The organism is Pseudomonas sp. 21 (genome assembly GCF_000955805.1).
Classification (GTDB): Bacteria; Pseudomonadota; Gammaproteobacteria; order Pseudomonadales; family Pseudomonadaceae; genus Pseudomonas.
This window is the reverse complement of sequence record NZ_JYOA01000003.1, coordinates 386571-399112: the sequence shown is the minus strand read 5'-3', so window position 1 is coordinate 399112 and position 12542 is coordinate 386571. Positions and strand designations below refer to the sequence as shown.

The following is a 12542-nucleotide window of genomic DNA, read 5'->3' as shown; positions in this document are numbered from 1 at the left end:
TCAGCTCCAACACCTGCGTGCAATGCACGAAGCACCTCCTTCTCATACGATTGCGTTATCCTGCGGCCCAACCTGTCCCCTCCCAGGAGCCGTCATGCCGTCGTACCGCACATTGCTGCCCCTCTCCCTGGTCCTGCTCGCCGGCTGCGCCGGACAGACCAAACCCGTGGTCACCCTGGAAGACGCCAGCGACTGCAAGCCACTGAAACTGCACACCGGCCAGGAACTCGTGCTGATCCTGCCGAGCAACCCCACCACCGGTTTCCGCTGGGAACTGCGCAACGCCGCCAACGGCCTGCTGCGCGCCCTTGGCCCCGAGGTCTACAGCAACCCGGAAGACGCAGGCCTGGTCGGCAGCGCCGGCGAATCCACCTGGCGCTTCCGCGTGACCGCCGCCGGCGAGGACAAGCTGGAACTGGCCTACCGCCGGCCCTGGGAAGCCGAAGTCGCCCCCGCACAAACCTTCGTCTGCCCCATCGCCGTGAAGTAACGCGGCGATACCCGGCGCCATAAGCCGCTCGCGCTGACGCCTTCGGCCTGTAGGCCAGGCGCCGCGCTGCGGCACAGTGGGCGTTCATTTCCTCGGGAGGGAACCCCATGCGCTGGGCACTCTTGGCACTGATCGGCGGTGCCGCCTACCTGTTCGCCGTGACCTTCGACCTGCCCGTCCTGCGCATGCTGTGCAAGCCGCTGCCGGTCCTCGCCATGCTCTTCTGGATTCTCGCTACACCTGCAGACGGCTATCGCCGCTGGGTTGCCGTCGGCCTGGTACTGTCGATGCTCGGCGATATCCTGCTGGAATGGCCGATCAACGCCTTCGTGCCTGGCCTGGCCGCCTTCCTGCTCGCGCATCTCGCCTACCTGGTCGCCTACCTGGGCGACACCCGCCGCCTCGCGCCACTGGGCCTGCTGATCGCCGGCAGCGTGGGTGGCGGCCTGTTCATGCTGCTCTACAGCCGCGGCCTCGGCCCGCTGTTGCTGCCTATCGCGCTGTACAGCCTGACCATCAGCGCCATGCTCTGGCGCGCCATCGCCCGCCTGGGCGTACCCTCGATCGCCAACGCCAGCCGGATGTTCGCCGCTTTGGGCGCGCTGCTGTTCGTCAGCTCCGACTCGATGATCGGCATCAGCCGCTTCGTCGCCGCCTTCGACGGCTCCTCCTACGCCATCATGCTCACCTACTGGCTCGGCCAGTTCGGTATCGCCGCGTCCGTCACATCCCGTCATATCGCTCTGCCATACTCGGAAGGACAAACTACTTCCCGGGCCTGACATGCTGCGAATCGCTTCACCGCTGCTGCTTCTCTGTTCGGCGCTGGCCAGCGCCGAACCCCTGCGCCTGGCCGGCGACGACTGGTGCCCCTACCTCTGCCCTGGCGATCCGGACAAGCCCGGCTACCTGCTCGAAGCCCTTGGCCAGGTGCTGCCGCAGCCACCGCTGTTCGAACCCCTGCCCTGGCCGCGCGCCCTGCAGATGGCCCGCGAGGGGCTGGTGGATGGCGTAGTCGGCGCCTACAGCGAGGAGTCCGAGGAACTGCTGATCGGCGAGGAGCCCATCGGCTGGGTCACCATGCGTTTCTACGTGCGCAACGACAACCCCTGGACCTGGCATGGTCCGACCTCGCTGAGCAGCCAGTCCATCGGGCTGGCGCAAGGCTATTCCTACGGCAAGGAACTGGACGCCTGGCGCGACGAGCACCTGTCCAACCACGAGCAGGTGCAGGTGCTCAGCGGCGAGAAGGTCCTCGAGCGCAATATCCAGAAGCTGCTGCTGGGGCGCATCACGGTGCTGCTCGAAGACAGCCAGATCGTCGAGCATTACCTGCAACGCCACGGCCTCTCGGAGCGTATTCAAGCGGCCGGCGAACTCGCCGATAAACGTCCCATGTACGTCGCGCTCAACCCGCGCCTGGAAAACGTGCAGGAGCGCCTGGCCGACCTCGACGAGGGCCTGCGCGAACTGCGCCGCAACGACCAGTGGAAACCCCTGATGCAGGGTTACGGCATCGCCGTTGACTAGTCCTGCGAAGGCGTGAGAAAAGTCCGGCAGAGCCCTCTGTCATCGGCTATAGATCAATTAATAAGAGACTGGGAAAAGGGGAGCTCCATGCGTGCAGTAGTTCGCTCGATGTTGTTGCTGGGAGCCTGCCTGACGCTCTCGGCCTGTGGCAGCCTGCTGCCCAGCGAACGCGCGGAAGTGCAATCACCATTCCTGGATTACCAGGATGCACAGAGCCGCTACAACCAGGTCGATCCTGGCAAGACCACCAAGTCGCAGCTCTACGCGCTGGGCTTCGATCCGCTGTCCCAGGGCAACGCCAAGATGCTTTCGTTCATCGACGTGCGCCTGCTCTTCGTTCAGCCCAACATCCCCATCGACTACCTGCCCGACGGCCTCGTCACCTGCCTGCAGGCCAAGGACCGCTGCATCGGCTACGCCTTCGATTTCAACAAGACCGACAGCCAGCGTGTGGGCAGCTTCTGGGCCGACATCTTCAACTTCCGCAAGCGCCGCCAGGTGCAGGGCTGGTCGTTCCGCCCGGTGTTCGTACTGATCGACGATGTGGTCGTGCACAAGACCAGCAACGGCGAGCCGAACATCCGCCGCATGGAAGACAAGAAGAACCCGCTCGGCCCGCTGCAGGGTGCTGGCGAATACTTCTCCGACCAGCTCAAGTGACCCTTATCGGCTGACGCTTGGGCGCACTTCGCGCCTCGGCTACAATGCGCGCCCCGGCAAACCGGGCGCGCCGCGCCCCGTTGCCTGTTCAGCGTAACGAGGCCCCATCCAGCGTGAGCGAATCCGACCGCATCTTCGCCCAGCCGCAAGCCCAGGTTCCCGACTTCACCTTCAACGAGGACGTGGTGCGCGTCTTCCCGGACATGATCAAGCGATCGGTACCGGGCTACCCCACCATCGTCGAGAACATCGGCGTGCTCGGTGCGCGCTTCGCCGCCCCGAACAGCGTGCTCTACGACCTCGGCTGCTCGCTGGGGGCCGTGACCCAGGCACTGCGCCGCCACGTGAAGACCGACGGCTGCCGCGTCATCGGCGTTGATAACTCCGCACCGATGATCGAGCGCTGCGGCGAATACCTGCGCGCCCAGGACGCCATGCACCAGGAACTGCTGCCGGTCGAACTGATCGAGGCGGACATCCTCAAGCTGGACCTCAAGCCCTGCTCGCTGATCGCGCTGAACTTCACCCTGCAGTTCATCGCCCCCGAACAACGCCTGGAACTGCTCACCCGCCTGCACAGCGCCCTGCTGCCCGGCGGCGCACTGATCCTCTCGGAAAAACTGCGCTTCGCCGACGAGCAGGAGCACGAGCTGCTCACCAACCTGCACATCGACTTCAAGCGCGCCAATGGCTACAGCGAACTGGAAATCGCCCAGAAACGCACCGCCATCGAGAACGTCATGCGCCCCGATACCCTGGAAACCCACCGCGAGCGCCTGCTGGCGGCCGGTTTCGCCAAGGTCGTGCCCTGGTTCCAATGCCTCAATTTCGCTTCCCTGATTGCCCTGCCATGATCGAACGCTTCGACCTCGACCGCCTGCGCCTTGAACTGGCCGGCACCCCGCTGGAATCCTGGGCCGCCACGCTGCCCGCGCAACTGGCCGCCAAGGTCGACGACGGCCATGGCGACCTGGAGCGCTGGCTGGCGGCGGTGGATCGCCTGCCCGCACTGCAGCCTGCCGCCATCGAACTGCTCGAGCGCTTCAATCTGGAAGGCGCCTGCGACGAGGCCACCCGCGACCAGCTCAAGCTCGCCCTGCAAGGGCTGATCCCCTGGCGCAAGGGACCGTTCCACCTGTTCGGCGTGCACATCGATACCGAATGGCGCTCGGACTGGAAATGGGAGCGCGTCTCGCCGCACCTCGACCTGACCGGCAAGCGCGTGCTGGATGTCGGCTGCGGCAACGGCTACTACCAATGGCGCATGCTCGGCGCCGGCGCGCGCAGCGTGGTGGGCGTCGACCCGAACTGGCTGTTCTTCTGCCAGTTCCTCGCCATGAAGCGCTACCTGCCGGACCTGCCGGCGTGGCACCTGCCCTTCGCCCTGGAAGACCTGCCGGAGAAGCTGGAAGGCTTCGATACCGTGTTCTCCATGGGCGTGCTCTACCACCGCCGCTCGCCCATCGACCACCTGCTCGCGCTCAAGGATTGCCTGCGCAAGGGGGGCGAACTGGTGCTGGAGACCCTGGTGGTGGAAGGCGATGTGAACACCGTGCTGGTGCCCGAGGACCGCTACGCGCAGATGCGCAACGTGTGGTTCCTGCCATCGGTGCCGGCGCTGGAGTTGTGGCTGCGTCGCGCCGGATTCACCGACGTGCGCAGCGTGGACATCAGCCGCACCTCGGTGGAAGAACAGCGGGCGACCGAGTGGATGCGCTACCAGTCGCTACCGGACTTCCTCGATCCGGAAGACCACGGCCGCACCATCGAGGGCCTGCCGGCGCCGCTGCGCGCTACGCTGGTGGCACGCAAGCCTTAGGTATCGCCAGGTTCGCGAGCAAGCTCGCTCCTACGAAGAGCAGCGCTCCCTGCAGGGCCGAGGCGCGCCTCGCCCTTGCTCGCGAACCAAGGACAACAATTAGCGGTTAGCCGCCGCCACGATCAGCGCCTTCATCTCGGCAACCGCCTGCTTGAAGCCCACGAACAGCGCGTGGGCGACGATGGCGTGGCCGATGTTCAGTTCGTTGATCCCGGCAATCGCCGCCACCGGCTCGGCGTTGTGGTAATGCAGGCCGTGGCCGGCGTTGACGATCAGGCCGTGGGACAGGCCGAACTCCACGCCATCGCGGATACGTGCCAGCTCATGGGCGGCTTCGGCAGGGTTGTGGGCGTCGGCGTAGCGACCGGTATGCAGCTCGACGGCCGGCGCACCGATACGTGCCGAGGCCTCGATCTGGCGCTGGTCCGGATCGATGAACAGCGACACTTCGCAACCGGCGGCCGCGAGGCGCTGCACCGCTTCACGGATACGCGCTTCCTGGCCGGCGACGTCCAGGCCACCTTCGGTGGTCAGTTCCTGGCGGGTCTCCGGAACCAGGCAGACGTGGGCCGGGCGGATGATCTCGGCGAACTTCATCATCTCCTCGGTGACGCCCATCTCGAAGTTCATGCGGGTCTGCAGCACTTCGGCGAGCACGCGCACGTCGCGGTCCTGGATGTGCCGGCGATCTTCGCGCAGGTGCACGGTGATGCCGTCGGCGCCGGCTTCCTCGGCGTCCAGCGCGGCTTTCACCGGGTCGGGATAACGGGTGCCGCGGGCCTGGCGCAGGGTGGCGACGTGGTCGATGTTCACGCCGAGCAGGATACGGTTGGCTTCAGTCACGGGAGTTGTCCTTGCGATTCATGAAGAGCTCGCGGCTGACCAGCGGTCGGCCGCCAAGATGGGGTGCCAGCGCCTGGCGCATCAGGCGCTTGGCCGCCGCCAGGGCGCCCGGTGCGCTCCAGTCGGCTTCGGCCATGGCGAGCAGGTCGGCGCCGTGGAACAGGCCCGGCTGCAGGCTGCCGACCGGCTCGAGGCCCGCGTCAGGCAACAGGCGATAGAGACCGTCCGGCGCGACGCTCTGGCCGACGATATCGGTGTCCAGGGAAAAACCATAGCCCAGGTCGTCCAGCAGCCGCCATTCGAACGAACGCAGCAGCGGCTCCAGCGGACTGCCGCCGGCCAGCAACGGCAAGGTCGCACGGTAGTGCTCGAACAGCGCGGGATGCGGGTCTTCGGCCGGCAGCAGGCGGATCATCAGCTCGTTCAGGTACAGGCCGCTGAACAGCGCTTCGCCACTGAGCAGGTTGGGGATGCCGTTGGGTTCCAGGCGCACGACGTTCTTCAGGTCGCTACGCCCGCGGAATTCGGCCTCCAGCGGTACGAAGGGTCGCGCCAGCGCTCCTGCCTTGCCCCGTGCACCGCGAAGGACTGCACGCAGACGCCCCTGCGGGGTGAAGAAATCCACCAGCGCGCTGGTTTCCTTGTAGGGACGGCTGTGCAGGACGAAGGTGGCTTGGGCAGTAGAAGCGAGGCTCATGGCGCTGCGCCTGGAGTGGGAGTCGGGAGGCGGGCGCGCTCAGGCGCCCGAAGGGTGTGCCCCGCGGATGTTCGCGGGGCGCTGAAGATCAGAGGTCGCCGTAGCCCAGCGAGCGCAGTGCGCGCTCGTCGTCGGACCAGCCGCCTTTCACTTTCACCCAGAGGTTGAGCATGACCTTGGAGTCGAACAGCACTTCCATGTCCTTGCGGGCGTTCTGGCCGATGCTTTTGATGCGATCGCCCTTGTCACCGATGATGATCTTCTTCTGGCCGTCGCGCTCGACCAGGATCAGCGCGTGGATGTGCAGGATCGGACCGTCCTGCTTGAACTCTTCGATCTCCACGGCGACCTGGTACGGCAGCTCGGCGCCCAGCTGGCGCATGATCTTCTCGCGCACCAGTTCGGCGGCGAGGAAGCGGCTGCTGCGGTCGGTGATCTGGTCTTCGGGGAAGAAGTGGTCATTCTCCGGCAGGCGCTCGGCCACCAGGCCTTCGAGCACGTCGAGGTTCTGCCCGTGCTGGGCGGAAATCGGCACGACTTCGGCGTTGGGCAGTTGCTCGGCCAGCCACTGCAGATGCGGCAGCAGCTCGCCCTTGTCTTCCATGCGGTCGACCTTGTTCACCGCCAGCAGGACCGGGCAGCTCACGTACTTGACCTTGTCGTAGACCATCTGGTCTTCGTCGGTCCAGCGGTTGCGGTCGACGACGAAGATCACCACGTCGACGTCCTTCAGCGCAGCGCTGGCCGAACGGTTCATGTAGCGGTTGAGCGCCTTGTCGTTGTCCTTGTGCAAGCCGGGGGTGTCGACATACACCGCCTGCACGTCACCCTCGGTCTTGATGCCCAGCAGGGTGTGGCGGGTGGTCTGAGGCTTGCGCGAGGTGATCGCCAGCTTCTGCCCGAGGATGTGGTTGAGCAGGGTCGACTTGCCGACATTGGGGCGGCCGACGATGGCAACGTAACCGCAACGAACGGCTCCTGCTTCATCCTGCTCGGATGGGTCGTGCTGGTCTTGCTCGTGCTCACTCATGGCCATTCTCCACGCCCAGGGCTGCCAGCGCGGCGGCGGCTGCCACCTGCTCGGCGATGCGGCGGCTGCCGCCGTGACCGTGGGTCTTGTCATTCAGCAGGGCCACCTCGCACTCCACGAAGAAAGTGCGGCAATGCGGTTCGCCCTGGATATCCACCACGTCGTAGCGCGGTAGTTCGCACCCGCGGGACTGCAGGAATTCCTGCAGGCGGGTCTTGGGGTCCTTGTTGGTATCCACCGGGGTCAGCTCGCGCAACTGCGGGCCGAGCCAGTCCATGATCCGCTCACGGGCGGAATCCATGCCGGTATCCAGATAGATGGCGCCGATCAGCGCCTCCATGGCGTCAGCCAGGATCGACTCGCGGCGATAACCGCCGCTCTTCAGCTCGCCCGAGCCCAGTCGCAGGTAATCCCCGATCTCGAAACCGCGGGCCAGCAGGGCCAGGGTCTCGCCCTTCACCAGCCGCGCACGCAGGCGAGACAGTTGGCCTTCGCGGGCCTGGGGGAAGTGGGTGAACAGGGCTTCGCCGATGACGAAGTTGAGGATGGCATCACCGAGGAACTCCAGGCGCTCGTTGTTGCGCCCGGCGAAACTGCGATGGGTCAGCGCCAGGACCATCAGATCCTGGTCGCGGAAGGTGTAGCCAAGCTTGCGCTCGAGTCGATCCAGACTGTTGTTACTCACGGCATTCGTACACGGAATTCTTTGTCAAATTTGACCACCAGGTCGATGTTCTGCACCAGTGGCTCGCGTTTTTCGTACTTCAGGTGGGCGCGGAACTCGTTGTTGTCGAGCTTTACGTCCAGCGCGTCATCCAGCTTGAGGTCGCGGATGTTGTTGAGCATCAGTGCCTTGTCCACATAGGAGTAGAACTCCGGAACGGTACGCACTTCAGCGGCCTTGTCGGTTTCCACCGAGGTGATGGCCTTCTCGATGGCGTAATAGTCCAGGTAATGCGGAATGATCTTGAACGCGGCACTGGCGACAAACGCCACGATGGCGAGCACGACCAGCCAGCCCAGCAACGACATTCCCTTCTGCGAACGTGCGTACGTCATATCGACCTCATGTCGGTATCTTTCTTATTTGCCCGCCAGCCGCGACGGGTCCAAGTGAAGCGGGGCTGCCTCGCTCCCCGCGTGCAGCCCCGCCCTTTTCTAGCACCGTTCCAGCCATGCCGGCCTGGAGCGTCTCACAAGTTTAGTGAATCACGCCGACTCGCGAGAAATTCGGCAGATTGCGCATCTTCGGATCCGGCCAGCTCATCCAGACCGCGAACGCCTTGCCGACGATATTGCGGTCCGGAACCATGCCCAGCAGGTCCTTCGGAATCTTCGGATCGTTCCAGTAGCGGCTGTCGTTGGAGTTGTCGCGGTTGTCGCCCATCATGAAGTAATGGCCGGCCGGCACTTTCCACTGCTTGCCCGGCTCGATGCGGAAGCGGGTCATTTCCTTGCGGATCATGTGCTCCACCGCGCCCAGCTTCTCCTGGTACAGGGTCACGCTGCCCAGGGTGCCCGGCTCCTCGCCCACCAGCGACTCGGCCACGGCCTGGTCGTTGATGAACAGACGCTTGTCGCTGGTATAGCGGATGGTGTCGCCCGGTACGCCGATGACACGCTTGATGTAGTTGATGTTCGGGTCGCTGGGATAGCGGAACACCATGACATCGCCACGCTGCGGGTCACCCACCGGGATCACCTTGGTGTCCAGCACCGGCAGGCGGATGCCGTAGGCGAACTTGTTCACCAGGATGAAATCGCCCACTTCCAGCGTCGGCTTCATCGATCCCGACGGGATCTGGAAGGGCTCGACCAGGAACGAACGCAGCACCAGCACGATGAACAGTACCGGGAAGAACGATTTGCCGTACTCGACGAGCACCGGCTCCTTGTTCAGTTTCTCCAGCACTTCCGGGTCAGCTTCGCTGACCGAACCTTCGTAGGCGGAAATGGCCGCCCGGCGGCGCGGTGCGAAAAGCACCAGGTCCACCAGGGCGAGAACGCCGCATACCGCAACGGCAATCACCAGCAACAGCGGGAAATTCAGGGTCATAGGGTTCAACTGTCCACTTTGAGCACAGCGAGGAAGGCTTCCTGCGGAATCTCCACGCTACCGACCTGCTTCATCCTTTTCTTACCGGCCTTCTGCTTCTCCAGCAGCTTGCGCTTACGGCTCACGTCACCACCGTAGCATTTGGCCAGCACGTTCTTCCTGAGCGCCTTGACCGTCGAGCGAGCGATGATCTGCCCGCCGATGGCGGCCTGAATCGCGACGTCGAACATCTGCCGCGGAATCAATTCCTTCATCTTCTCCACCAGCTGACGACCCTTGTACGGGGCGTTGTCGCGGTGGACGATCAGGGCGAGGGCGTCAACCTTCTCGCCGTTGATCAGCACATCGAGACGAACCAGGTTGGCCGGCTCGAAGCGGTCGAAGCTGTAGTCCAGCGAAGCATAGCCACGGCTGGTAGACTTCAGGCGGTCGAAGAAGTCCAGCACCACTTCGTTCATCGGCAGATCGTAGATCACCTGGACCTGGCCGCTGAGGAAGTGCATGTCGCGCTGGACGCCGCGCTTCTCGATGCACAGGGTAATGACGTTGCCCAGGTGCTCCTGAGGCACAAGGATGGTCGCGCGGCAGATCGGCTCGCGCATCTCGTCGATGGACGAGAGGTCGGGCAGCTTCGACGGGTTGTCGACGTAGAGGATCTCGCCGTTCTTCTGCACGATCTCGAAGATCACGGTCGGTGCGGTGGTGATCAGGTCCAGGTCGTATTCGCGCTCCAGGCGCTCCTGGATGATCTCCATGTGCAGCATGCCGAGGAAGCCGATGCGGAAGCCGAAGCCCAGGGCTTCGGAGCTTTCCGGCTCGTACTGCAGCGCGGCGTCGTTCAGGGTCAGCTTCTGCAGCGCTTCGCGGAAGTCCTCGAAGTCATCGGAGCTGACCGGGAACAGGCCGGCGTAAACCTGCGGCTTGATGCGCTTGAAGCCCGGCAGCACGTCCACATCGGGCGTGTTGTTCAGGGTCAGGGTATCGCCCACCGGCGCGCCCAGGATGTCCTTGATGCCGGCGATGATGAAGCCCACTTCACCGGCCTTGAGGTCCGGCGTCTCGGTGTGCTTCGGGGTGAAGACACCGACGCTGTCCACCTGGTGGACCTTGCCGGTGGACTTCACCAGGATCTTGTCGCCTTTCTTGACGCGGCCGTGCTTCACGCGCACCAGCGAGACCACGCCCAGGTAGTTGTCGAACCAGGAGTCGATGATCAGCGCCTGCAGCGGCGCGTCGATCTCGCCTTCCGGAGCGGGAATGGCAGTGACCAGGCGCTCCAGCACGTCTTCCACGCCCATGCCGCTCTTGGCCGAGCAGGCCACGGCGTCGGTGGCGTCGATGCCGATGATGCTTTCGATTTCGTCCTTCACGCGGTCCGGGTCGGCCTGCGGCAGGTCCATCTTGTTCAGGACCGGCATCACTTCCAGGCCCTGCTCGATGGCGGTGTAGCAGTTGGCGACCGACTGCGCTTCCACGCCCTGGCCGGCATCCACCACCAGCAGCGCGCCTTCGCACGCCGCCAGCGAACGGCTGACTTCATAGGTGAAGTCGACGTGGCCGGGGGTGTCGATGAAGTTCAGCTGGTAGGTCTTGCCGTCCTTCGCCTTGTAGTGAAGGGTGACGCTGTGCGCCTTGATGGTGATGCCGCGCTCACGCTCCAGGTCCATGGAGTCCAGTACCTGGGCCTCCATCTCGCGGTCGGACAGGCCGCCGCACATCTGGATGAAGCGGTCTGCCAGCGTCGACTTGCCATGGTCGATGTGGGCGATGATGGAGAAATTGCGGATATGACTCAGGTCACTCACGGCGAACACACTCGGAAGGCTGAAGGCGGCGGTCCGCCGAAAAATAGCGGGGGAGTTTACCTGACTACAGCCTGATGCGTCACGCCGCGCCGGACGGTCAGGCATGAAAAAGGGCGACCGAAGTCGCCCTTTTCTGGTGCATCGACCTTACTCGGTCAGTTTGAACGTGATGAAGCTCGCACGCCCCTGACGCAGTACGCGCATGGAAATCGAACGATCCTTCGGCAGCGCCTTGGCGATCTCGCTGAAGGTTTTCGAGGAATCCACCGCGCGGTTGTTCAGGTGGGTGATGACGTCGCCCGGACGCAGGCCGATCATGGCCGCCGGGCCGCCCTGCACTTCCTTGATGACCACGCCGCCCTTGATATCCAGGGACTTGCGCTGCTCGGCAGTCAGCTCCGCCACGGTCACACCCATGCGGTTGCTGCTGCGCTCGGCGCCCTTGCCCTCGACGGCGGCGACGGCATCGTCGTCGTCCGGCAGGCTGCCGATGGTCATGCTCAGGGTCTGGCGCTTGTTGTCACGGATGACTTCCAGGGATGCCTTGTCGCCCGGCTTCATGTTGCCCACCAGGTGCGGCAGGTCGGCGGATTCGTTGATGGTCTGGCCGTTCAGGCTGAGGATCACGTCGCCTACCTGCAGGCCGCCCTTGGCTGCCGGGCCGTCTTCCACCAACTGCGCCACCAGCGCGCCGGCCGGCTTGTCGAGGCCGAAGGATTCGGCCAGGTCCTTGTTCACTTCCTGGATCACCACGCCCAGCCAGCCACGGTTGACCTTGCCGCCGGCCTTGAGCTGATCGGCGACGTTCAGCGCCACATCGATCGGGATCGCGAAGGAAAGGCCCATGAAGCCGCCGGAACGGGTGAAGATCTGCGAGTTGATACCCACCACTTCACCCTGCAGGTTCAGCAGCGGGCCGCCGGAGTTGCCCGGGTTGATCGCCACGTCGGTCTGGATGAACGGTACGTAGTTCTCGTTCGGCAGACTGCGGCCCTTGGCGCTGACGATGCCGGCAGTCACCGAGTGGTCGAAGCCGAACGGCGAACCGATGGCCAGCACCCACTCACCGACCTTCAGCTTGTCGGAATCGCCCAGCTTGAGCGTCGGCAGGCCCTTGGCGTCGATCTTCAGCACGGCCACGTCGCTGCGCGGGTCGGCACCGACCAGCTTGGCCTTGTGCTCGCTGCGGTCGGACAGGCGCACGAGGATCTCGTCGGCGTCGGCCACCACGTGGTTATTGGTGAGGATGTAGCCATCATCGGAAATGATGAAGCCCGACCCCAGGGACTGGGCCTCGCGCTGCTGGCCACGGGGCGCCTGCCCCTGACCACCCTGGCCGCGGGGAATGCTGCGCTCGAAGAATTCGCGCAGGCCCGGCGGCAGGCCGTCGAGGTCCGGAATGCCCATCTGCGCGTTGGAGCGATCGGGGAGCTTCTGGGTGGTACTGATGTTGACCACCGCCGGCGAGGCCTTATCGACCAGCGGAGTGAAGTCCGGTAGTTCAGCCCGCGCGGTGACCGACAGGCTCAGGGCCAGCAGGGCGACCAGCGCAGCCATGCTGCGTTTCAGGGTTTGCATTGACTACAGCTCCCGTGATGTTGATTGGGAAGAT

The 12542-nt window shown here is 64.6% G+C and carries 14 protein-coding genes; 6 read left to right on the top strand and 8 right to left on the bottom strand.

Features of this window, described 5'->3' with window-relative positions; translation table 11 throughout:
- Window positions 1–94 precede the first annotated feature (94 nt).
- From UB43_RS07380 to cmoB, 6 genes are all read left to right on the top strand, one after another.
- Window positions 95–490 (top strand): protease inhibitor I42 family protein, encoded by a 396-nt coding sequence (locus UB43_RS07380; RefSeq protein WP_024765550.1) that lies wholly within the window; start codon window positions 95–97, stop codon window positions 488–490.
- A 107-nt stretch (window positions 491–597) separates the two neighbouring features.
- The gene (locus UB43_RS07375; RefSeq protein ID WP_045209781.1) at window positions 598–1272 is read left to right on the top strand and encodes a lysoplasmalogenase; all 675 of its coding nucleotides are present in this window, start codon (window positions 598–600) and stop codon (window positions 1270–1272) included.
- A 1-nt stretch (window position 1273) separates the two neighbouring features.
- Window positions 1274–2020 carry an ABC transporter substrate-binding protein gene (locus UB43_RS07370; protein WP_045209780.1) on the top strand — a complete coding sequence of 249 codons (747 nt, stop codon included), beginning with the start codon at window positions 1274–1276 and terminating at the stop codon, window positions 2018–2020.
- 87 nt (window positions 2021–2107) lie between these two features.
- Window positions 2108–2680: a hypothetical protein gene (locus UB43_RS07365; RefSeq protein WP_026078837.1), complete on the top strand. Its 573-nt coding sequence runs from the start codon at window positions 2108–2110 to the stop codon at window positions 2678–2680.
- Between the two features lie 113 nt (window positions 2681–2793).
- Complete coding sequence (cmoA, locus tag UB43_RS07360; protein WP_045209779.1) at window positions 2794–3534, top strand: carboxy-S-adenosyl-L-methionine synthase CmoA; 741 nt, start codon at window positions 2794–2796, stop codon at window positions 3532–3534.
- Window positions 3531–4499 carry a tRNA 5-methoxyuridine(34)/uridine 5-oxyacetic acid(34) synthase CmoB gene (gene cmoB / locus UB43_RS07355; RefSeq protein ID WP_045209778.1) on the top strand — a complete coding sequence of 323 codons (969 nt, stop codon included), beginning with the start codon at window positions 3531–3533 and terminating at the stop codon, window positions 4497–4499. The genes cmoA and cmoB overlap by 4 nt, the downstream gene beginning before the upstream one ends.
- Window positions 4500–4598: 99 nt before the next feature.
- Here the strand turns inward: cmoB and pdxJ are convergent, their stop codons facing one another.
- The 8 genes from pdxJ to UB43_RS07315 all read right to left on the bottom strand — a co-directional run bounded on the left by pdxJ (window position 4599) and on the right by UB43_RS07315 (window position 12508).
- On the bottom strand, window positions 4599–5342 hold the full coding sequence (gene pdxJ / locus UB43_RS07350; protein WP_017517398.1) for a pyridoxine 5'-phosphate synthase: 744 nt from the start codon (window positions 5340–5342) through the stop codon (window positions 4599–4601).
- On the bottom strand, window positions 5335–6039 hold the full coding sequence (gene recO, locus UB43_RS07345; protein ID WP_045209777.1) for a DNA repair protein RecO: 705 nt from the start codon (window positions 6037–6039) through the stop codon (window positions 5335–5337). The genes pdxJ and recO overlap by 8 nt, the downstream gene beginning before the upstream one ends.
- Window positions 6040–6127: 88 nt before the next feature.
- Entirely contained in the window at window positions 6128–7069 is a 942-nt protein-coding gene (gene era / locus UB43_RS07340) for a GTPase Era (protein ID WP_045209776.1), read from the bottom strand.
- Entirely contained in the window at window positions 7062–7754 is a 693-nt protein-coding gene (rnc, locus tag UB43_RS07335; protein ID WP_017517395.1) for a ribonuclease III, read from the bottom strand. Before rnc ends, era begins: the two co-directional genes overlap by 8 nt.
- Window positions 7751–8128 carry a DUF4845 domain-containing protein gene (locus tag UB43_RS07330; protein ID WP_045209775.1) on the bottom strand — a complete coding sequence of 126 codons (378 nt, stop codon included), beginning with the start codon at window positions 8126–8128 and terminating at the stop codon, window positions 7751–7753. The genes rnc and UB43_RS07330 overlap by 4 nt, the downstream gene beginning before the upstream one ends.
- Window positions 8129–8270: 142 nt before the next feature.
- Window positions 8271–9125, bottom strand: a complete 855-nt coding sequence (lepB, locus tag UB43_RS07325) for a signal peptidase I (protein ID WP_045209774.1) — start codon at window positions 9123–9125, stop codon at window positions 8271–8273.
- A 5-nt stretch (window positions 9126–9130) separates the two neighbouring features.
- Entirely contained in the window at window positions 9131–10930 is a 1800-nt protein-coding gene (gene lepA / locus UB43_RS07320; RefSeq protein WP_045210230.1) for a translation elongation factor 4, read from the bottom strand.
- A gap of 147 nt (window positions 10931–11077) precedes the next feature.
- Window positions 11078–12508, bottom strand: a complete 1431-nt coding sequence (locus UB43_RS07315; protein ID WP_045209773.1) for a DegQ family serine endoprotease — start codon at window positions 12506–12508, stop codon at window positions 11078–11080.
- Between the last annotated feature and the right edge of the window lie 34 nt (window positions 12509–12542).

Coding starts and splice junctions, on each gene's coding strand:
- UB43_RS07380 (WP_024765550.1), top strand. CDS start 95: ATGCCGTCGTACCGCACATTGCTGCCCCTCTCCCTGGTCCTGCTCGCC.
- UB43_RS07375 (WP_045209781.1), top strand. CDS start 598: ATGCGCTGGGCACTCTTGGCACTGATCGGCGGTGCCGCCTACCTGTTC.
- UB43_RS07370 (WP_045209780.1), top strand. CDS start 1,274: ATGCTGCGAATCGCTTCACCGCTGCTGCTTCTCTGTTCGGCGCTGGCC.
- UB43_RS07365 (WP_026078837.1), top strand. CDS start 2,108: ATGCGTGCAGTAGTTCGCTCGATGTTGTTGCTGGGAGCCTGCCTGACG.
- cmoB (WP_045209778.1), top strand. CDS start 3,531: ATGATCGAACGCTTCGACCTCGACCGCCTGCGCCTTGAACTGGCCGGC.
- recO (WP_045209777.1), bottom strand. CDS start 6,039: ATGAGCCTCGCTTCTACTGCCCAAGCCACCTTCGTCCTGCACAGCCGT.
- era (WP_045209776.1), bottom strand. CDS start 7,069: ATGAGTGAGCACGAGCAAGACCAGCACGACCCATCCGAGCAGGATGAA.
- UB43_RS07330 (WP_045209775.1), bottom strand. CDS start 8,128: ATGACGTACGCACGTTCGCAGAAGGGAATGTCGTTGCTGGGCTGGCTG.
- lepB (WP_045209774.1), bottom strand. CDS start 9,125: ATGACCCTGAATTTCCCGCTGTTGCTGGTGATTGCCGTTGCGGTATGC.
- UB43_RS07315 (WP_045209773.1), bottom strand. CDS start 12,508: ATGCAAACCCTGAAACGCAGCATGGCTGCGCTGGTCGCCCTGCTGGCC.